At 68.4% G+C, this 20855-nt stretch carries 17 protein-coding genes; 12 read left to right on the top strand and 5 right to left on the bottom strand.

Going from position 1 to position 20855, the window contains the following annotated elements:
* The first annotated feature begins 6 nt into the window (after positions 1 to 6).
* Positions 7 to 1116 carry a glycosidase gene (locus tag BRX43_RS02190; protein ID WP_125993186.1) on the top strand — a complete coding sequence of 370 codons (1110 nt, stop codon included), beginning with the start codon at positions 7 to 9 and terminating at the stop codon, positions 1114 to 1116.
* A gap of 18 nt (positions 1117 to 1134) precedes the next feature.
* Here BRX43_RS02190 and BRX43_RS02185 read toward each other — a convergent pair whose 3' ends face one another.
* Positions 1135 to 1377 carry a hypothetical protein gene (locus tag BRX43_RS02185; RefSeq protein ID WP_125993185.1) on the bottom strand — a complete coding sequence of 81 codons (243 nt, stop codon included), beginning with the start codon at positions 1375 to 1377 and terminating at the stop codon, positions 1135 to 1137.
* Positions 1378 to 1613: 236 nt separating this feature from the next.
* Between BRX43_RS02185 and BRX43_RS02180 the strand changes: the two genes are divergently transcribed.
* From BRX43_RS02180 to BRX43_RS02170, 3 genes are all read left to right on the top strand, one after another.
* Positions 1614 to 2750, top strand: coding sequence for a glycosyltransferase family 4 protein (locus tag BRX43_RS02180; protein ID WP_125993184.1), 1137 nt, complete (start codon positions 1614 to 1616; stop codon positions 2748 to 2750).
* A gap of 105 nt (positions 2751 to 2855) precedes the next feature.
* Positions 2856 to 4259: a nitronate monooxygenase gene (locus BRX43_RS02175; protein WP_125993183.1), complete on the top strand. Its 1404-nt coding sequence runs from the start codon at positions 2856 to 2858 to the stop codon at positions 4257 to 4259.
* A 7-nt stretch (positions 4260 to 4266) separates the two neighbouring features.
* Positions 4267 to 4965, top strand: coding sequence for a glutamine amidotransferase (locus BRX43_RS02170; RefSeq protein WP_125993182.1), 699 nt, complete (start codon positions 4267 to 4269; stop codon positions 4963 to 4965).
* Between the two features lie 145 nt (positions 4966 to 5110).
* Here BRX43_RS02170 and BRX43_RS02165 read toward each other — a convergent pair whose 3' ends face one another.
* Positions 5111 to 5302, bottom strand: a complete 192-nt coding sequence (locus BRX43_RS02165; protein WP_125993181.1) for a hypothetical protein — start codon at positions 5300 to 5302, stop codon at positions 5111 to 5113.
* 75 nt (positions 5303 to 5377) lie between these two features.
* Positions 5378 to 6388 carry a D-glycerate dehydrogenase gene (locus BRX43_RS02160; protein ID WP_125993256.1) on the bottom strand — a complete coding sequence of 337 codons (1011 nt, stop codon included), beginning with the start codon at positions 6386 to 6388 and terminating at the stop codon, positions 5378 to 5380.
* A 124-nt stretch (positions 6389 to 6512) separates the two neighbouring features.
* Here BRX43_RS02160 and BRX43_RS02155 point away from each other — a divergent pair, with 124 nt between their 5' ends.
* Positions 6513 to 7013 (top strand): SH3 domain-containing protein, encoded by a 501-nt coding sequence (locus BRX43_RS02155; protein ID WP_125993180.1) that lies wholly within the window; start codon positions 6513 to 6515, stop codon positions 7011 to 7013.
* Positions 7014 to 7041: 28 nt separating this feature from the next.
* Here BRX43_RS02155 and BRX43_RS02150 read toward each other — a convergent pair whose 3' ends face one another.
* Together BRX43_RS02150 and BRX43_RS02145 are read right to left on the bottom strand one after the other, a co-directional pair.
* Positions 7042 to 7257 (bottom strand): hypothetical protein, encoded by a 216-nt coding sequence (locus BRX43_RS02150; RefSeq protein WP_125993179.1) that lies wholly within the window; start codon positions 7255 to 7257, stop codon positions 7042 to 7044.
* Between the two features lie 127 nt (positions 7258 to 7384).
* The gene (locus tag BRX43_RS02145; protein WP_125993178.1) at positions 7385 to 8593 is read right to left on the bottom strand and encodes an acetyl-CoA C-acyltransferase; all 1209 of its coding nucleotides are present in this window, start codon (positions 8591 to 8593) and stop codon (positions 7385 to 7387) included.
* A gap of 138 nt (positions 8594 to 8731) precedes the next feature.
* On the opposite strand from BRX43_RS02145, the gene BRX43_RS02140 reads away from it, so the two are divergent.
* The 7 genes from BRX43_RS02140 to BRX43_RS02110 all read left to right on the top strand — a co-directional run bounded on the left by BRX43_RS02140 (position 8732) and on the right by BRX43_RS02110 (position 20806).
* The gene (locus BRX43_RS02140) at positions 8732 to 8908 is read left to right on the top strand and encodes a hypothetical protein (RefSeq protein ID WP_241214714.1); all 177 of its coding nucleotides are present in this window, start codon (positions 8732 to 8734) and stop codon (positions 8906 to 8908) included.
* A gap of 31 nt (positions 8909 to 8939) precedes the next feature.
* Positions 8940 to 9671 carry an A24 family peptidase gene (locus tag BRX43_RS02135; RefSeq protein ID WP_241214713.1) on the top strand — a complete coding sequence of 244 codons (732 nt, stop codon included), beginning with the start codon at positions 8940 to 8942 and terminating at the stop codon, positions 9669 to 9671.
* A complete protein-coding gene (locus BRX43_RS02130) occupies positions 9668 to 10099 on the top strand; it encodes a hypothetical protein (RefSeq protein ID WP_125993176.1) in 432 nt (143 codons plus the stop codon). The genes BRX43_RS02135 and BRX43_RS02130 overlap by 4 nt, the downstream gene beginning before the upstream one ends.
* Before the next feature lie 262 nt (positions 10100 to 10361).
* The gene (locus tag BRX43_RS02125) at positions 10362 to 12431 is read left to right on the top strand and encodes a BamA/TamA family outer membrane protein (protein WP_125993254.1); all 2070 of its coding nucleotides are present in this window, start codon (positions 10362 to 10364) and stop codon (positions 12429 to 12431) included.
* Positions 12431 to 16681, top strand: a complete 4251-nt coding sequence (locus BRX43_RS02120) for a translocation/assembly module TamB domain-containing protein (RefSeq protein WP_125993175.1) — start codon at positions 12431 to 12433, stop codon at positions 16679 to 16681. Before BRX43_RS02125 ends, BRX43_RS02120 begins: the two co-directional genes overlap by 1 nt.
* Positions 16682 to 17135: 454 nt before the next feature.
* Complete coding sequence (locus BRX43_RS02115; RefSeq protein ID WP_241214712.1) at positions 17136 to 18356, top strand: EAL domain-containing protein; 1221 nt, start codon at positions 17136 to 17138, stop codon at positions 18354 to 18356.
* Entirely contained in the window at positions 18353 to 20806 is a 2454-nt protein-coding gene (locus tag BRX43_RS02110) for an ATP-binding protein (protein WP_125993174.1), read from the top strand. Before BRX43_RS02115 ends, BRX43_RS02110 begins: the two co-directional genes overlap by 4 nt.
* Positions 20807 to 20855: the final 49 nt, after the last annotated feature.

Here is a 20855-nt window from a genome sequence, read left to right as displayed (position 1 = left end):
CACGCCATGGCCTTCGATCAGATCATCTTCACGCCGCATGACGTCGATCTCACCCGCTCGCCGCTGGCGGGGCGGATCGATGCCGAGACCTATGTGCTGGGTGCGTTCAATCCGGGGCTGACCCGGCTGGCGAACGGCAATCTGCTGATGATGGTGCGGGTGGCGGAGGCGCTGCGCCAGCCGATCCGGGACGGACATGTCCATGCGATCCGCTGGACGGCGGAGGGCTATCGGCTCGATGCCTGGCCGCTGGCGCTGGTCGACACCGCCGATCCCCGCAAGTTCATGATGCGCGGCGGCGGGTGGAAGGTGATGGCGCTGACCAGCCTGTCCTGGCTGCTGCCCGTCGAGCTGTCGCCGGACGGGACCTCGGTGGTCGCCATCCATTACGACCGGGCGATCGCGCCGACCGCCGACTACCAATGCTATGGCCTGGAGGATGCGCGGATCAGCCGCGTCGATGGCCGCTATTACATGACCACCTGCTCGGTCAGCCCGGAACGCCATGCGACGACGCTCTATACCAGCGACGATGCGCTGGACTGGGTATTGGAGGGCATCGTCCTCGACCATCAGAACAAGGACATGCTGATTTTCGAAGGCAAGGTCGGCGGCAAGTTCTGGGCGCAGACCCGGCCGCTCGGCGACCTGTATTTCGCCTATCCGCCGGACAGCGAATGGCGGGCCGGTCCGTCGATCAACCTGGCGAGTTCGCCCGACGCGCTGCACTGGAAGCCCTATGACAAGCCGGGCATCCGGCCCCATGCCGCCACGGTGGCGACCGCGCGCATGGGCGGCGGCACCCCGCCGATCCTGACGCCGCGCGGCTGGCTGACGCTGTGGCACGGAGTCGAGCCATCGGGCGTGGTCGGCGTCTATCGTACCTATTGGTCGATCCTGGATCGCTATGACCCGTCGGTCACCGTCGCGACCGAACATGCGCCGCTGCTGGAGCCGGCACCGACCCTGACCGAGCCGCTGAAGGACCTGCTCTATCTCGAGAATGTCGTCTTTACGACCGGCATCGTGGAGCAGGGGGAGGAGTATGTCGTGGCGAGCGGCGAGGCCGATCTGGCCTGCCGCATCACCCATATCCCCCGGTCGACCTTCGCCTGACCGGGGAAAGCAACGGACTTAGTTGCTGTCCGAATTGTCGTCGACGGCGATGATGACGCCGCCCGCGATGATCGCCGCCGCTCCGATCAGGCCGATGATCGCGCCCGGTGCCGCAAGCTTGTTGCCCTTCTTCGAAGGAGCCGAGGCACGCACCGACTTGGCGACCGACAGGCTGGCCGCACTGTTTGCGGGTGCGGCGAGAACCGGGGTGGCGCTCAGGGTGGCGATGCAGGCAGTTGCGACGATCGACTTGATCTTCATGGTAATTCCCTTTGTTTCACCGCTACAGGCACGATCCTGAATATGGTGCACGGCAGCAAAAGCAACATTCCGCCGCCATTTGCAAGCGACCTTTCCACATTGTCGATTCGACCATTTTGGATTTATCGAATCCGTTAAGATACTGTGTATATTGTAGCGGTTGGCGGCTTCCTTTCGAACAAAGGCGTAAGATCGTACCGGTTCAAACCGGCCGCCGCATCGGCTAGGCGAGGGAGATGAGCGCACCTCTGTCGATCCTCCACCTCCATTCCTCCTTCGACCTCGGCGGCAAGGAGGCGCGCGCGGCGCGGCTGATGCAGGCCTGGGGCGAGCGGGCGCGGCATGTCATCGTCTCCGCCGATCCGGCGGCGCTCGGCGCGCGGGCGCGGATCGCAAGCGGCGTCCGTTACGAGATCGCGCAGAACCCGCCGCCGCTCGCCGGACGGCCCTCGGTCGGCCGATACGAGGCGATCGCCAAGTTCATGCGCCGGTTCGACCTGGTGCTGACCTATGACTGGGGGGCGATCGACGGGGTGATGGCGCGGCGCGTCTTCGGCAAGGACATGCCGCCACTGGTCCATCACGAGGACGGCTTCACCGGCGACGAGGCCAACGGGCTGAAGATCGAGCGCAACCTCTATCGTCGCGCGGCGCTGTCCGCCGCCCATGCACTGGCCGTGCCGTCGGAGACGCTGGAGGAGATCGCGTTGCGCGCCTGGAAGCAGCCGGCCGCGCGCGTCCACCGCATCGTCACCGGCATCGCCACCCGCGCCTATGGCCAGCCGGCGAAGAAGGGCGCGATCCCCGGCCTGGACCGCAAGGCGGGCGAGGTGGTGATCGGCGCGATCGGCAGCCTGACGCCGATCAAGAATTTCCCGGCGCTGGTCCGCGCCTGTGGCGGCCTGTCGGGCAGGTTCCGGCTGGTGATCGTGGGCGAGGGACCGGAGCGCGCGGCGATCGAGCGTGCCGCGATGGCGATGGGGATCGACGACCGGCTGGTCCTGCCCGGCCCGTTGGAGCGGAGCTACGACATGCTCGGCGCCTTCGACCTGCTGGCGGTGTCGTCGGAGGCGGAGCAGTTCCCGATCGCGGTGGTCGAGGCGATGGCGGCGGGCCTGCCGGTCGCCAGCCTGCCGCTGGGCGATGTGCGGCGCATGGTCGCGCCGGAAAACCTGCCGTTCATCGCCGAATTTCCGACCGAGGTGCGCCTGCGCGACGTGATCCAGGCGCTGATGAAGGACGCCGACCTGCGGCGCTCCGTGGGCGCCGCGAACCGGCGAAAGGCGCTCGCCGACTATGACGAGGCGGTGATGATCCACCGCTACAAGGCGCTGTACGAAGGAGCGCTCGGCCAGCCCGGCGCGCTGGGCTGACGCCGGACGCTATTCCCAGATTAAGGTTTCGCGCAGCTTTGCCCTCGCACCGCCGGAACAAATCGGTATAGGGATGGGCACGATTTCCCGGAAGGTATGTGTCCCGTGTTCAAAGGCCTCTCTCCCATCAACTATAACGGCCGCGAAGTCTGGCCGCTGGTGGAGGGGGGCAAGGGCGTCGCCGCGACCAACCATGCCTCGGCCGGGGCCTGGGCGGCGGCGGGCGGCATCGGCACCGTCTCGGCCGTCAATGCCGACAGCTATGATCCCGACGGCAAGATCGTGCCGCAGATCTATCGCGCGCTGACGCGGCGCGACCGGCACGAGGAACTGATCCAATATGCCATCGACGGCGCGGTCGAGCAGGTGCGTCGCGCCTTCGACATCGCCGGCGGCAAGGGCGCGATCAACATCAACGTGTTGTGGGAGATGGGCGGCGCGCAGCGGGTGCTGCACGGCGTGCTGGAGCGGACGCGCGGCATGGTGGCGGGCGTCACCTGCGGCGCGGGCATGCCGTACAAGCTGTCGGAGATCGCGGCCTCCTACGAAGTGTCGTATCTGCCGATCGTCTCCTCGGGTCGTGCCTTCCGCGCCTTGTGGAAGCGCGCCTATTCCAAGGCGGCGAACTGGCTGGCGGCGGTGGTCTATGAGGACCCCTGGCTGGCCGGCGGCCATAACGGCCTGTCCAATGCCGAGGACCCGTTGAAGCCGGAGGATCCATATCCCCGAGTCAAGGCGCTGCGCGACACGATGCGCGAGGGCGGCATTCCTGACAGCACGCCGATCGTGATGGCCGGCGGCGTCTGGTATCTTCGCGACTGGAACGACTGGATCGACAATCCCGAACTGGGCGCGATCGCCTTCCAATATGGCACGCGCCCGCTGCTGACGCGGGAAAGCCCGATCCCCGACGATTGGAAGCACCGGCTGATGACGATCGAGGAGGGCGACGTGCTGCTCCATCGCTTCTCGCCGACCGGTTTCTATTCCTCGGCCGTCCGCAATCCCTTCCTGCGCGCATTGGAGGCGCGGTCGGAACGGCAGATCGCCTTCTCGATGCAGGAAGCGGGCGACCATGTCTTCCAGCTCGACGTGGGCGTGAAGGGCAAGAATTTCTGGGTGACGCAAGGCGACCTGCTGCGCGCGCGCGAATGGTTCGGTCATGGCTTCACCCTGGCGTTGAAGACGCCGGACAACACGCTGGTGTTCGTGACCCCGGAGGAGGCCAAGGAAATCCGCAAGGACCAGGCCGACTGCATGGGCTGCCTGTCGCAATGCCTGTTCTCCAGCTGGGCGGACACCGAGACCAACTCGACCGGCCGGCTCGCCGATCCGCGCAGCTTCTGCATCCAGAAGACGCTGCAGGATATCGCCCATGGCGGAGATACCGAGCAGAACCTGATGTTCGCCGGTCACGCCGCCTATAATTTCAAGAAGGACCCCTTCTACTCGAACGGGTTCGTACCGAGCGTGAAGCAGTTGGTGGATCGCATCCTGACGGGAGACTGACCCCATCGTGGCCAAGCGCGCGCTGATCCTCCGCCATGTCGATTATGAAGGCGCGGCAGGGTATCGCGCGCCGATCGAGGCGGCGGGCTACACCCTGGAATGGCAGGCGGCGGACAGTGCCGATTTTGCCGGGGGCGTGCTGGACGCGGCCGACCTGCTGATCGTGATGGGCGGCCCGATGGGCGTCTACGAGACAAATACCTATCCCTGGATCGAGCCCGAAGTGGCGGCGATCGGGCGGCGGATCGCGGCCGGCCTGCCGACCCTGGGGATCTGCCTGGGCAGCCAGATGATCGCCGCGGCCCTGGGTGCGCGGGTCTATCCCGGCCCGGCGCGCGAGGTCGGCTTCGCGCCCCTGCACCTGACCGCCGCCGGCGAAGCCTCGCCGCTCGCCGCGCTGGCGGAGACGAAGGTGCTGCACTGGCATGGCGACACCTTCACGCTGCCGGAGGGCGCGGTCCGGCTCGCCTCGACCGAGGGCTATTGCAACCAGGCCTTCGCGGTCGATCCGCGGGTGCTGGCGCTGCAATTCCATGCCGAGATGGGCGAGGACCCGCGCTTCGACATCTGGCTGGAAGAGGGGCGAGACTATATCGCCAGCGCCGGCCTGACGCCGGAGCGGCTGGTGGAGGATCACGGGCGACTGGGGCCGCTGGCCGTCGCGGCTGGGCGGCGGATGATCGGGGATTGGCTGGCCGGGCTCTAAGCCCCGTCTAGGCCGCGAGACCCTGTTGGCGAAGGCCGGGGGCCCGATGATTGACGATCACGAAGACGCGTAGCGCCCCGTTTCCGAAGCCGTCCCACCTGGGCCCCGGCCTTCGCCGGGGAACAATATGCTGTCTGCGGAATCCTTAGTCCGCGACGGTGCCGACCACTGCACCGGCCGTGCCGCCGACCGCTGCGCCCTTTTCGACGCTGCCGCCGGTCGCCGCCGCCACGCCCGCGCCACCCGCGCCACCGATCGCGGCACCGCGCAGCGTCGAGCAGGCCGACATCGACAGGGCCGCGACGATCAGCGCGCTACCAGCAAACAAGGTCTTCATAAGGCACTCCTTTTTCCGGGGGTGCCGCATTAATCCCGATCAAACCGCATCGTTCCCGGCGTTCCGCCTGCGAAACTAACGCCAGCCGTCCAGCACCTGGTCCGGCGGACGGTGGCCATCCGCCCAGGCGCGGATGTTCTGGATCACCTTCTCGCCGCTCGCCACGCGGCTTTCATAGGTCGCCGAGCCCATATGCGGCGTCATCACCACATTGGGCAGGGCGAGCAGGCGCGGGTCGATGCGCGGCTCGTGCTCCCACACGTCGAGCCCGGCCCCGGCAAGCCGCCCCTGTTCCAGTGCGTCGACCAGCGCCTCCTCGTCGACGATACCGCCGCGACTGGCGTTGATCAGGAAGACATGGGGGCGCATCAGCGCGATCCGCCGGCGATCGATCAGCATGCGGCTTTCGGCGTTGAGCGGCGTGTGGACGGTGACGATGTCGGCGACCGCGAGCAGATCATCCAGATCCGCGTGCCAGGTCGCGCCCAGTTGCGCCTCCAGCACGGCGGGCAGGCGATGGCGGTTGTGGTAATGGATGGCCAGGCCGAAGGCGCGGGCGCGCGCCGCCACCGCCTGGCCGATCCGGCCCATGCCGACGATGCCCAGCGTCTTGCCGCCGATCCGATGGCCGAGCATCCCGCTGGGGCTCCATCCGGCCCATTCGCCCGAGCGGACCAGCTTCTCCCCCTCCGCCAGCCGGCGCGGAACCGAGACGATCAGCGCCATGGTCAGGTCGGCGGTATCCTCGGTCAGCACGCCGGGCGTGTTGGTGACCATGATGCCACGCGCCCGGGCGGCGGCCAGGTCGATATGGTTCACGCCCGCACCGAAATTGGCGATCAGGCGCAGGCGGGGTCCGGCGGCGGCGATCACGGCGGCGTCGATCGGGTCGGTCACGGTCGGCACCAGCACATCGCACTCGGCGACGGCGCCGTGCAGCCGTTCGGCGGACCATTTGGCATCGTCCACGCTCGGCACCGTGTCGAACAGCGCCTCCATCCGCGCCCGGACCCGGTCCGGCAATTCGCGGGTGACGATCACCCGGGGGCGGAGGCAACGTCGCGTGTCGGGATGCGGATCGGCCATGGCATGGGATTGGCGGAGGCGGACGGCGGCGTCAACGGCCGCATCCATCGCGCCGCATGGTCGAGACGGTTGATCCGGAGCGCGCGCCGTGAAAGGAGGGGCCTCGCCTAGAGGAACTTCTGTCATGCGTATCGCGATCGCCGCGCTGCTCGCCATCGCCATTGTGCCCACCGCCTTGTCCGCCAGCGATCCGGCGGCGGCCGCGACCGAGAAGCGGAGCGTGCCCTATTGGGCGTCGATCGGGCCGGGCCAGGCGCGGATGCGGACCGGCCCGGCCCGCACCTATCCGGCGAGCTGGCTGTATCAGCGTGCCGGCCTGCCGGTGCAGGTGGTGGGCGTGTTCAAGGAATGGCGGCGCATCCGCGACCAGGACGGCACCGAGGGCTGGATGCAGGGCAATCTGCTGCGGCTGACGCGGACCGCCGTGGTCACGGGAACGGAGGCTGCGCCGATGCGCCTGCAACCGGCCGAGCGGGCGGCGATCGCGTGGCGCGCCGCGCCCGGCGTGGTCGGGCGGATCAGCGATTGCGGCCATGGCTGGTGCCGCTTCGACGTGAAGGGCCGCGCCGGCTATGTCGAGGTCGGAAGCCTGTGGGGCGTGGAGGCGACGGAAATCCTGCCCTGAGGCGGGACCGGCCCGCCTCCCGCGACGATCAGGACAAAGCGGGGGCGGGCGTCGCGCCCAGATAGATCATGCAGGCCCAGCCCGTGCACAGCAACGCGAAGGTGACCGACGTGCCATAGGCGAGTTGCCCGGCGGTCTGCACCGCGCGACCCAGCGGACGCGCCTCGCGACGGCGGCGGCTGGCGGTCGACAGGACGAAGCTGACAATGACGGCATAGGCCATCACCAACACGTTGAACACCATATACATCCTCGTTTGCCGCACCGCCGTTCGCCCGCGTCGGGGGGATCGTCAAGCGGTGCTCGGCCCATCTGCTCCCTCTATGCGGCGAATGGTTAATATGGGGCAAAAAGCCGGGATATTTTCGGGATCATAGTCGTTCCACGGCCATCGCCGTGGCCTCGCCGCCACCGATGCACAGACTCGCCACGCCGCGCCGCCCGCCGGTCGTCTCCAGCGCCGACAACAGGGTCGCCAGGACACGGGTTCCGGAGGCACCGATCGGATGGCCCAGCGCGCACGCCCCGCCATGGACGTTCATCCGGTCATGCGACAGGCCCAGGTCGCGCATCGCGATCATCGCGACCACCGCAAAGGCTTCGTTCACCTCGAACAGGTCGACCGAGTCGGCCGACCAGCCGGCCTTGTCCAGCGTCTTGCGGATCGCGTCGACGGGGGCGGTGCTGAAGCGCGCCGGCTCGTGCGCATGGGCGCCGAGCGCGACGACGCGTGCGATCGGCGTCAGGCCCAGCCGGTCGGCGACCGACTGGCGCGTCATCACCAGCGCCGCCGCGCCGTCCGAGATGGAGGAGGAATTGGCGGCGGTGATCGCGCCGTCCTTGGCGAAGGCGGCCTTGAGCGTCGGGATCTTGGCGACGTCGCCGCGCGCGGGCTGCTCGTCCAGCGTCACGGTCGTGCTGCCCTTGCGGCCGGCGACCTCGACGGGCACGATCTCGCGATCGAACGCGCCGCTCGCCTGCGCCTGCTGCGCGCGGGTGAGCGAGGCGATGGCGTAATCGTCCATCGCCTCGCGCGTGAACTGATATTCGCGGGCGATATCCTCGGCGAAGGTCCCCATGGCGCGGCCGGGGTCATAGGCATCCTCCAGTCCGTCGAGCATCATATGGTCGAGGATGCGGTCATGGCCGATGCGCGCGCCGCCGCGATGCTTGGTCATCAGATAGGGCGCGTTGGTCATGCTCTCCATGCCGCCCGCGACCAGCAGGTCGACCGACCCGGCCGCCAGGGCCTCCGCGCCCATGATCGCCGCCTGCATCCCCGATCCGCACATCTTGTTGACCGTGGTCGCCTCGACATGCGCGCCGAGTCCCGCGCCGATCGCTGCCTGGCGCGCCGGGGCCTGGCCCAGGCCGGCGGACAGCACGCAGCCCATATAGATGCGCTCCACCGCCGCCGCCGCGACGCCGGCCCGCTCGACCGCGCCGCGCACCGCCGCCGCGCCGAGCTGGGTCGCGCTGGCGCCGGACAGGCAGCCCTGGAACGAGCCCATCGGCGTGCGGGCATAGGACAGGATGACGATCGGGTCGGCGGCCGACAGGGGGGCGGGCGCACTGGCCATTCTACTCTCCATAAGACGATGTATTGATGGGTATCATTGGCAATTCCGGTGATGCCGGCCGCCGATGGCGACCAGCCTCGCCCGCGATGCTGCATCGCCGACATAGTCCTTCGTCGGTCCGCCTGCCAGCCTTGCGCCGTGCCGAAATGGGCGGCGTTGGCGTCGCTCGACCATGGCCGGCGGATCGTGGGCCGAGGGTTCGTGATCGCCCTCGCCTTGTCGAAGGATCGGGCGCTGGCTACGCAGAACGTCCTGCTGTGCGGCGTCCATCTGTTCGGGGTCTATCGCTATCTGGTCCGCAAAGCCGCTCTCTGATCCCCTCCTCTGGTCGCCCGGCCTGGCCGCGGTGGTGCTGGGCGGGCTGGGGCTGATCCTGGGCAGTTTCATCGCCGCGCTGGTCGTCCGCTGGCCGGAGGAGCGATCGGTCGCCAGCGGGCGGTCGGCCTGCGATGCCTGCGGACGGACGCTCCGCGCGATCGAGTTGGCGCCGCTGCTGAGCGCGGCATGGCAGCGCGGTCGTTGCCGGGGCTGTGGCGCGGCGATCGATCCGATCCATTGGCAGGTCGAGGCGGCGGCACTGGCGATCGGCCTGTCGGCCGGCTGGATCGCGCCGGGTGCGACCGCGATCGCAGGGGCGGTGTTCGGCTGGCTGCTGCTGGCATTAGCGGCGCTCGACTGGCGCGCCTTCTGGTTGCCCGACCGGCTGACCGTGCTGTTGGCCGCGACCGGCCTGATGGGCGCGGCCACGGACCTGCCGCCTTCCCCGGCCGACCGGTTGGTCGGCGGCCTGCTCGGCTTCGGCCTGCTCTGGGCGATCGCGGCGGGGTATCGCCTGTGGCGGAAGCGGGAGGGGATGGGCGGCGGCGACCCCAAGCTGTTCGGCGCGATCGGCCTGTGGCTCGGCTGGCGGATGCTGCCAGCGGTGCTGCTGGTCGCGGCGCTGATCGGGCTGGGCGTGGTGTTGGTGCGGCGGCTGGCGGGGCGGCCGATGGCGGCGGACGATGCATTGCCCCTGGGCACCCTGCTTGCGATCGCGGCTTATCCCGCGTGGCTGATGATGATAGAGGCGCTGGCATGATCGCCGTCCTGATGCTGGCCGTGCTGATGCAGGCCGCCACCCCCGCCGTCACCATCCTCACGCCCGGCAAGCTGCCGCAACAGGCACTGCCCGCGCGGGGCTGTGCCGCCTATCTCTGGAGCCTCCAAGACCGATCGCTGGTGACGATGGCGACCGCCGACCCGGCGACGCTGCGGCTGGTGATCGACGGCAAGGTCGTGGACCTGCCCCAGGAAAGCCGCACCGGCCCGGGCGGCTTCGGACTGCCGACGCACGGCGTCTATCGGCAGGGCGGGGTGATGGCGACGCTGGATCTGACCTTCGCGACCCGCGCCGACCTGACCGATGGCGGCGGCGTACCGGAAGCGACGCTGACCATCGCCCGGGACGGGGCCGATATGATGGTGCTGCCGGTCGCCGGGATGATCGGCTGCGCGCCGCGCGCCTGAACAAAGGCAATGATATTGCCGCATATCGGGATGATTTCGCGGCCGTGACGAAACCCTGACCGTTCCAGTGCGTTGGGCGACATGCTGGGGGCAGATCACAATCGATCGTCCCGCAAAGGGGAATGATGATCGCGTGACTGCTTCGACCCGCCGGCATTATTGGCTCGCCGTCGCGCTGACCGCCACGTCTCCCGCTTTTGGTCAATGGTCACAGCCGGGCGTCGCCCCCGCGAGCGGCCCTGATGCGCCCAAGCCGACCGATATGCGGCCGGTGCCCGGCCAGGGCGTTGCGCCGGATCAGGGCGATCCGCAGGGCAATGCCCCGATCGTTCCCGAGGCCGAATTCGACGCAGCATTGCCCCCCTTGTCCGGCGACATCGACGCGCCGCTGGAGCCGATGGACCGCATGGCGGCGCCCGCCACCCCGCCGACCCAGACACCCGTTGCGCCTGCCACCGCCACCCCGCTCGCGACCGGCGACACACTGGCGCCGGTAGGGCCGGAAGACCCGGCGCTGGCCCAGCCGCTCACCCCGCTGGCCAGCTTCGACTCGACGCCGCTCCAGACCGAGGTGGCTGCGACCGGGGAGAAGACGCCGGACATCCGCTATGAGACGGTGGTGCGCGGGCTCGACGCGCTGAACCTGGAGGACGAGTTCAAGTCGCTTTCGGCCCTGCGCGAAGGCAAGGGCAAGGCGGCGAACGGTGCGCAGGTCTCGGCGCGCGCGCGCGAGGATGAAGGGCTGGCGGTGCGGCTGATGAAGTCGCTCGGCTATTATGACGCCACCGCCATCGCCACGGTCGAGCAGCCGGCCACGCCCGGCGCGCCGCTCACCGCGCTCCTCACCGCGTCGCCCGGCCGGCTCTATACCTTGTCGTCTGTCACGATCGATGCCGCACCGGTGGTGCCGACCGACCTGATCCGCCGCAACCTGCCGCTCAAGGTCGGCGACCCGATCGAGGCGGCACGGATCCAGGGGGCGGAGGCGAATGTCAGCCTGCAACTGCCGCGCCAGGGCTATCCCTTCGTCAAGGTCGGCGAACGCGACATCCTGCTCGACGATCAGGGTCCGAAGGCGACCGGCGCCTATACGCTGCCGGTCGATACCGGCCCCCGGTCGAGCTTCGGCCAGTTGGTGACGACGGGCGATCCGGTGTTCGGGTTGGATCACCTCAATGTGTTTCCGCGCTTCAAGTCGGGGCAGCTCTATGACGCCCAGAAGACCGACGATCTGCGCGATGCCCTGGTCGCGACCGGCCTGTTTTCCTCGGTGTCGGTCGAGCCGAAACAGACCGGTCGACCCGGTCCGGACGGGACCGAACAGGTCGACCTGCTGGTCCGCCAGACCAAGGGCAAGAACCGCTCGCTCACCGCGACCGCCGGCTATTCGACCGGGCAGGGCACGCGATTGGAGGGCGGTTGGATCAACCGCAACATGTTCCCGGACGAGGGAGCGCTGATCACCTCGGCGGTGCTCGGCACGCAGGAACAGGGGCTGAACGCCACCTTCCGCCGTTCCAATGCCGGGCGGCGCGACCGGACCTTCCAGATCCTGGCCAATGTCAGCCACCAGAATTACGATGCCTATGAAGCCTATATCGGCACGTTGGCGATCCGCTGGAGCTATGATTCCACGCCGCTTTGGCAGAAGCCGCTGACCTATGCGTATGGCGTCGAGCTGACCGGCACCAACGAGGATGTCTACGACTTCGATCTCGGCCGGCGGCGGCGCGGCACCTTCGGCATCGCGGCGCTGCCCGGGCAGGTGGTGTTCGACCGCTCCGACAGCCTGCTCAATCCGACCAAGGGATTCCGCCTGAAGCTCAACGTGTCGCCCGAAACCTCGGTGCGGGGCGCGGTGCGACCCTATGTGCGGACGCTGGTCGAGGCGACCGGCTATTACCCGGTCAACGACAGTCTGGTGATCGCCGGCCGCGCCCGCGCCGGTTCGATCCAGGGCATCGAGCGCGACGACCTAGCCCCCTCGCGGCGCTATTATGGCGGCGGCGGCGGATCGGTGCGCGGCTATGGCTATCAGCGGCTCGGGCCGTTCGATCCCGACGGCAATCCGGTCGGTGGCCGCTCGCTCAACGAATTCTCGCTGGAGGCGCGCTACCGGTTCGGCGATTTCGGCATCGTGCCGTTCGTCGATGCCGGCAACAGCTATGCCAACGCGCTGCCGACCTTCACCGACCTGCGCTTCGGCGCGGGCATCGGCGGGCGCTTCTACACCAATTTCGGGCCGATGCGCATCGACGTCGCGACGCCGCTCAACCCGCGGCCGGGCGACGGCAAGGTCGCGCTCTATATCTCGATCGGGCAGGCATTCTGATGGCCGACACGCTGGCGCAGGACTCCGCGCCCCCTCCGTCCGCGCCGCACAAGCGCTCCCTGGGGTTCCGCATCCTCAAGGGGATCGGCCTGACCCTGCTCGGTCTGGTCGCGCTGGTGATGGTCGTGCTGTTCGGGATCAATACCGATCCGGGCCGCCGCTTCGTCGCCGACCAGATCGGCGGATACAGCACGGCCTCGGGCCTCAACATCAAGGTCGGGCGGATCGACGGTTCGCTCTATGGTCGCATGGCCCTGTCCGACCTGCGCGTCAGCGACCAGAAGGGCGTGTTCCTGACCAGCCCGCGCCTCGACATCGACTGGCGACCCTTCGCCTATGCGAAGAACCATGTCGACGTGAAGCTGCTGAGCGCCGACCAGATCACGCTGGCGCGCCGGCCCGTATTGAAGCCGACGCCGCCGACGCCGGACAACCAGCCGCTGCTGCCCGATCTCGATATCGACGTGAACCGGCTACATATCGGCCGCTTCACCATGCAGAAGGCGGTGACCGGGCAGACCCATATCCTGTCGCTCGACGGCACCGTCCATATCGCCGATCGCCGCGCGCAGGTGAAGGCGAACGCCGCCGCGTTGCGCGGTCCGGGCGTTGCCGGCGGCGACCGGCTGGCGCTGACGCTGGACGCGGTGCCCGACCGGAACAGGCTCGACCTGGACGTGAAGCTCCAGGCACCGACCGGCGGCGTCGTCGCGACGATGGCGAGCCTCAAGGCGCCGATGACCGTGAACGTCGACGGTCGCGGCAGCTGGGCGAACTGGCGCGGTCGTGCGCTCGCCACGCTGGGCGGCGGGCAGCTCGCCGACCTGAACCTGACCACGCGGAACGGTCATATCGAGGTGCGCGGCACCACCCGGCCCGGCCTCTATCTGGAGGGCCCGGTCGAGCGGCTGACCGCGCCGCAGCTGGATGTGGCGATCGACACGACGCTCAACGAGCGACGCGCCGACACGCGGCTGACGCTCAAGTCCGACGCGCTGGCGGTGGACGCCGGCGGGCTGATCGATCTCGCCAACAGCCAGTTCGGCAATTTCGCCGTCGATGCCAAGCTGCTGACCCCCGGCGCGATCGCCCCTAACCTGCGCGGGCGTGATGTCACCGCGCGCGTGGTGCTGAACGGCGCGTTCGCGACGCCGACGGTCGACTACAAGCTGCGCGCCGCCGCGATGGGCTTCGGCACGACGACGGTCGAGAATGTCTATGCCGAGGGGCTGGCGCGGGTGAACAGCGACCGCATCCTGGTGCCGGTGCATGCCCGCGCCCACCGGGTGACCGGGTTGAACGCGGCGGTCGGCGGACTGACCAACAATGTCCGGATCGATGGCGACCTCGCCATCTCCATGCCCAACATCCTGTCGGACAATCTGCGGATCCGCTCCGACTCGATCGACGCGACCGCCGTGATCGTCGCCAATACGGCGACCGGCCGCTACACCGGCGCGCTCAAGGGGCGGGTGAACAACTACCGGCTCGAATCGATCGGCATCCTCAATCTCTCCACCGACGCGAAGCTGGTGCCGGGGCCGAATGGCGGTTTCGGCGTCACCGGCCGGGTGGTCGCGCAGACCAAGCAGCTTTTCAACGACGGGGTGCGCAATTTCCTGGGCGGCAATGCCGTGGTCCGCTCGGACATCGGCTACAGCCCCGAAGGCATCGTGACCTTTGCCAATCTGCGACTCAATGCGCCGCAGTTCCGGATCACGTCGGGGCAGGGGCGGTTCGACCCGGCCTCTGGCGCGGTCGCGGTGACGGCCGATGCCTATTCGACGCAATATGGTCCGCTGTCGGCGCGGGTGACCGGATCGGCGGACTCGCCGGTAGTGGTGTTGCGCGCGCCCCGACCGGGCGTCGGCGTCGGGCTGGTCGATCTGAACGCGCGTGTCGTCGGCCGGGGCGGCGCCTATGCGGTGACCGCGAGCGGCGGCACCAATTACGGTCCCTTCACCGCCGACGTGCTGGTGCGGCCAGGCAACCAGCTGGCGGTCGACATCCGCCGCGTGGTCTTCGCCGGCATCGCCGCCAATGGCCGGGTCGTGCAGACGCCACGCGGACCGTTTGCCGGGGCGCTAGCCTTCAACGGACAGGGCGTGACCGGCAATGTCCGGCTCGCCGATCAGGGTGGCAATCAGCGGGCGGACATCGCGGCGCGGGCCTATAATGCGCGCATCCCGGGGCAGGTGGACTTCACCATCGGCCGCGCGATCGCCAATGCCAGCATTGTGCTGCTCCCCAAGGCGCCGCAGGTGGTGGCCGATGTGCAGCTAGCCGACACGCGCTATGGCCCGACCGTCATCCAGGCGGCGCGTGCCAAGGTCAATTATGTTGGTGGGCGTGGCACCGCGCAGGCGCTGCTGACCGGATCGAACGGCGTGCCGTTCCGCGTCGCGCTCAACGCTCGACTGGCCCCGGACGATTATCTGGTCGCGCTCAAGGGCGCGGCGAGCGGCATCGACTTCCGCACGGTCAATCCCGCGCGTATCCGCACCAGCGCCGGTGCATACCGCCTCGATCCGACCCGGGTCGACTTCGCGCCGGCCAATGGGCAACCAGGCGGCTCGCTGCGACTGGCCGGATCGTTCGGCGGCGCGACGCAGGTGCAGGCCCGGCTCGACCGGCTCAACCTGTCGATCCTCAATGCCTTTGTCGCCAATCTGGGCTTGAGCGGCCAGGCGAGCGGCAGTCTGGATTTCCGCCAGGCATCGAGCTCCGCCTTCCCGGACGCGACCGCACGGATGACGATCAGCCAGTTCCGCCGCACCGGGGTCGCCACCGTCTCCGACCCGGTCGACATCGTGCTGGCCGGCACGCTGGACGCGCAGGGCGGCGACATGCGGGCGCTGATCCGCAATGGCCAGACCGTGGTCGGTCGCGTACTCGCCTCGCTGCGGCCGTTGCCGCCGGGGGCGGGAAGCTGGACGACCCGGCTGCTCAGCGCGCCCCTGGGCGGTGGCATCCGCTATAACGGACCGTCGTCGCTGCTCTTCTCCTTCGCGGCGCTGCCCGACCAGCAATTGACCGGGCCGATCGCGGTCGCGGCGGATTTCGGCGGCCGGGTATCCGCGCCACGGCTGAACGGCCTGATCCGCGCCGACAACCTGACCTATGACAATGAGCAATATGGCACGCGACTGACCAACATGCAGATCGCCGGCCGCTTCAACAACGACCGGCTGGAGATCAGCCGCCTGAACGCGCGCGCCGGCGACGGCACGGTGCAGGCGCAGGGCTCGATCGGCCTGGCCGCTGCTGCCGGCTTCCCGATCGATCTGCGCGCGACGTTGAACAATGCACGGCTGGCGAACAGCGATGCGCTGGCCGCAACCAGCAGCGGCACGATCCGGTTGACCAACGGGCCGCAGGGCGGGCTGATCCAGGGCGAACTGACCATCCCCAATGCCCGCTACCAGATCATCCGCCAGGGCGCGGCCGAAGTGCCGGAGCTGACCGGGGTCCGCCGCAAGAGCGAGATCCGCGCCGCACGGCCGACCGATCGGCCGACCCCGGCCCCGGTCGGGCTGTTCAAGCTCGACCTGCGGGTCCGCGCGGACAACCAGCTGTTCGTGTCGGGCATGGGGCTGGAGTCGGAATGGGAGATGGACCTGCGGATCGGCGGCACCTCCGCCGCGCCGGTCATCACCGGTGGGCTCGACCTGATCCGCGGCACCTACAGCTTCGCGGGCAAGCGGTTCGAGGTGAACCGCGGTCAGATCCGCTTCCAGGGCGGCGCACTGATCGATCCGGACATCAACATCCAGGCGACCACCACCACCAACGGCGTCACCGCCGTGCTGAACGTGACCGGGACCGGGCAGCGGCCGCAGATCAGCTTCACCTCGACGCCGGCCCTGCCGCAGGACGAGGTGCTGAGCCGGTTGCTGTTCGGCACCAATCCGGAGAACCTGTCGGCGGTGGAGGCGATCCAGCTCGCCTCCGCGCTCAACAGCCTGCGCGGATCGGGCGGGGGCGGGCTCAACCCGCTCGGCAAGCTGCGCTCGGCGACCGGGTTCGATCGGCTTCGCGTCCTCGGCGGCGACGAGGCGAGCGGTCGGGGCACCAGCCTGGCTGCGGGCAAATACCTGACCAACAATATCTATGTGGAGATCATCACCGACGCGCGCGGCTTCACCGCCACGCAGCTGGACATCGCGCTGACCCGCTCGCTCAGCGTGCTGACCGCAGCCGGTTCGTTCGGCGGTTCGTCGGCAAGCGTCCGCTACTCCAGGGATTATTGATCGATGCGTCTCGTTCGGTTGATCGATGGCCGGGCGGGCGGGGTGATGGTCATGGGCCCCAACGAAAAAACGGACCCGACGCCGCTGGGCGTGGGGTCCGTTTTCCCGGTCCGTCGTCCGGGCGCCCGCCGCTGGCGGCTGCGCCTATCGGGCAACGGGTATGACTTCAGATCGGGCGGATGTGATCGCCATAGATCAGCGCCAGGATGAACTTCAGCATGGTTTTTCTCCCTCAAGGCCCCTCGTTGGAGGCTGGGAATTATTAACACCACGTTTACCAGTTCGCAACGGAGAAACCCCATTGGACCCGTAGCTTAACAGTATATTTATCGATTTTCGTTTATTCGGCGGAACGATGGATCAGCATCCGATGACGAACAGCCAACGGGCCGGGCCACCGCGCCCCGACGAAGCGGCATCGCCTTCCCGCACAATGCGGGGAGGATGGCGGTTCGTGGTTCTGGTGTCGGTGGCGAATTATGGCCTGTTGCGCCGGCATCTCGGCCTCGCACTCGCCGATTCGCTGGCCGATCTGCTGGTCCGGCGGATGGCCGCGCTGGTTCCCGCAGCGGCGATCAATGCCACCGGGCGCGACCTGATCGAGCTGATCTTCGTCGGTGACGACCGCGCCGACCTGGACGACCGAATCGGGGCGATCGAACGGCTGTTCGCCCGTCCTTTGCCGATCGACATCGGCGTGGTCGCGGTCGACGTGCATATCGGCGCATCGGCCGCCCCTGTCGGTGAGGCGGACGATGTGCGACTGATCGAGGAGGCGGAAACCGCGCTGATCGAGGCACGGTCGGAGCGGCAGCCGGTGATCTGCGACGTGGCATGCGGGGACGTCGCGCATGACCGCATGTCGCTGGCGCATGACCTGCCCGTCGCGATTCGGCGTGGCGAGATGGTGCTCCACTATCAGCCGAAGCTGCATGTCCGTCAGCAGCGCATCTCCAGTGTCGAGGCGCTGGTCCGCTGGAATCATCCGACGCGCGGGCAGGTGTCGCCCGGCGATTTCATCCCATTGGCGGAACAGTCGCGTGATATCGTCGACTTGACCTTGTGGACCATCCGCCAGGTGATCGAGGATCAGCGGCTGATGGCGTCGCGCGGCGTCGACTGCCCGATCTTCATCAACATCGCCGGCGTGCTGCTGACCGACACCGCCTTCGTCCGTGAGGCCTGCGGCCTGATCCAGGGCAGCGGCGCACGGCTGGGGTTTGAGGTCACCGAAACATCGGTGATTCGCGACCCGCAATGCGCGATCGCGCATCTCCAGATCTTCGCAGGCATCGGCATCACCATCGCCATCGACGATTATGGCGCCGGCCTGTCGTCGCTGGCCTATCTGAAGCAGCTGCCGGCGCGCGAGCTGAAGATCGACAAGCTGTTCGTCACCCAGCTCACCAGTTCGAACCGCGACCCGCTGATCGTCCGCTCGACCATCGACCTCGCCCATGCGTTGGAGATGGAAGTGGTTGCCGAGGGCGTGGAAACCCATGCCGCGCTCGCGCTGCTGTCGGTGATGGGCTGCGACATGGTGCAGGGCTTCCTGATCAGCCGGCCGATGCCGCTCGACGCGCTGCTCGCCTATCTGGAGGAGCAGCGGGGCGGGTTCGAGGTGCCGGTGCCGCCCAGCGTGCAAAGCCTGCGGAACGCCTGGTCGCGCCGATGATCCCGCAAGCGGCGATTGTCGTCGCGCTGATCCTGTCCGCTACCGGATGGTCGACGGCGAGCCGGGGCGCGTCGCCGGTCGATGCGCCATTCGATCGGTCGGTAGCGATGGCCCGTACCGCGATGGTCACCGATCCCACCATTGCATTGACGTCGGCTCGCCAGGCCGAGGACCATGCCGAGGCACGCGACGATGCGCGGCAGCGCGACCTGGAACTGGCGCAGGCGTGGCGATTGCAGGGGGATGCCTGTCTGCGGCTGAACCGCCTGGGCGAGGCGGCGGCGCTGTTATCCCGCGCCGAGGCGGCGGCCCGGCGCTACGATCCCCGATCGCAGGTGATGGGCGAGGTCCTGCTGACCAATGCGGCCTATCAGGGCGTTCAGGGCCGGGCGGCGGCGGCGCTGCGCGCGTTTCAGCAGGCGTTCCGCATCTTTCAGGGAACGGGTGACGCGCGCAGCCAGGCGATGGCGCTGGTCGGGATGGCGGGCCTTTACAATGACGCGCGCGACAATGAGACGGCGCTACGCTATTTCAGCCAGGCGGAGGACGTGTATCGCGGCGACCCGCGATTGTTGCTCGCGGTGTTCAACAATCGTGGCACCGTCTATCAGGATCTTGGCCGCTTCGCCGATGCGGAGGCGGACTTTCAACGCGCTTATGGCCTCGCGCGCAGCCGCAACAGCCCGCTGCTCCAGGCCCAGGTGCTGGGCAATCTGGCGCGCAACCGCCTGAAGGCCGGACGGGTCGGCGAGGCGGATTGGGCGCTGCGACGGGCCCTTATCCTGACACGCAAGGGTGAAGCACAACATTGGCGGCCGCAAATCCAGGCCATCGCTGCGCAAGCGGCGTTGCAGGAACGACGGACGGACGAGGCCGGCCGGCTGATCGAGGCAAGCTTCGCAGGGGTTGATCCGGACACCACGACCCTGCCTTATCGCGAGGCGCATCAGACCGCCTATCGCACCTTCGCGATGCTGGGCAAGCCGGACAAGGCGTTGCCGCACCTGATCGCGCTGAAGCGGCTGGACGACGAGGCGACCAAGCTCGCCACCCAGACCAACACCGCGTTGATGGCGGCGCGGTTCGACTTCGCCAATCAGGAACTGCGGATCGCCAAGCTGAAGGCCGAGGAGTTGCGGCGCGGCATCGCCTTCGAACAGGCGCGGGCGCGGACCGAGCGGCTGGTGTTCCTGGGCGCGGCGGCGGCGACCACGATCGTCATCCTCATGCTGGCGATCAGCCTGTTCACCGTCCGTCGCAGTCGCAACCAGGTCCGCGCCGCGAACGAAGACCTGGCGGTCACCAATGAGGCGCTGGGCAAGGCCCTGGCCGCGAAGACCGAGTTCCTGGCGACCACCAGCCATGAAATCCGCACGCCGCTGAACGGCATATTGGGCATGACCCAGGTGATGCTGGCCGATGTGCGGCTGGACGCGGCCATCCGCGACCGACTGACCGTGGTGCATGGCGCGGGCGTGACGATGAAGGCGCTGGTCGACGATATCCTGGACGTGGCGAAGATCGAGACCGGCCACCTGACCATCGAGGAAGCGCCGTTCGATCTGGCCGCGACGATCCGCGACGCCGCGACGATGTGGCGGGCGCAGGCGGAGGCGCGGGGGCTGCGGTTCGAGACGGCGCTGGCGGGCTGTCCAGACTGCGTCGTCGGCGATGCCGCGCGGGTCCGCCAGATCGTGTTCAACCTGGTCGCCAATGCGCTGAAGTTCACCAGCGCGGGGCAGGTGTCGCTGTCCGTCACCCGCGTCGACGATGACAGGAATTATGCGATCGCGGTGCGGGATACCGGCATCGGCATTGCCCCGGACCAGCGGAACGCGATCTTCGAGGCCTTCCGCCAAGCGGATGCCAGCACGACGCGGCGGTTCGGCGGCACGGGCCTGGGCCTGTCCATCTGTCGCAACCTGGCGCGGGCGATGGGCGGCGATGTCGCGGTCGACAGCGTCGAGGGGGAGGGGTCGATCTTCACCGTGACGTTGCCGCTGGTCGTGCCGGTGAATGCCCAGCAACGGGTGACGTGCGGCACCGATGCGGAGGGGGCGGGCCTGCTGGTCATCGATCGCAATCCGATCGCCCGCAGCATGTGGCGGACGCTGTTCGCACCGCATGAGGAACGCCTGGTCTTTGTCGGGAGTTTCGAGGAAGCGATCGAGTCGCTGAAAGAGGGGCCATGTCGACGCGTGCTGGTGGACGAAGCACCGCTGCGGGGCGAAACCGAGCCGGATGCCGCGTTGACGCGTCTGGTTGCGGCGGCCGAAGAATGTGGCGCGGCGGTGACGTTGTTGTGGCCGGCGGCGGATGCCTCGGGCGTGATGCGCCTGTCGGACAGCGGCGTGAGCCAGGTCGTGAGCAAGCCGGTGACGGGCGCCGCACTGGTCAAGGCTCTGTTCACCGCATCGCAGGACGATCTGCTTGTAACGCAGGCGGTATGACGCGTAGACGCTGGCCCATGATCAGGCGCTGGCAGGGGCACAGGATGGG

The sequence above is a fragment of the Sphingomonas sp. S-NIH.Pt15_0812 genome (assembly GCF_003951315.1).
Lineage (GTDB): Bacteria > Pseudomonadota > Alphaproteobacteria > Sphingomonadales > Sphingomonadaceae > Sphingomonas.
Note: the sequence above shows the minus strand (reverse complement) of the source record. Positions and strands in the feature narration are given on the sequence as shown.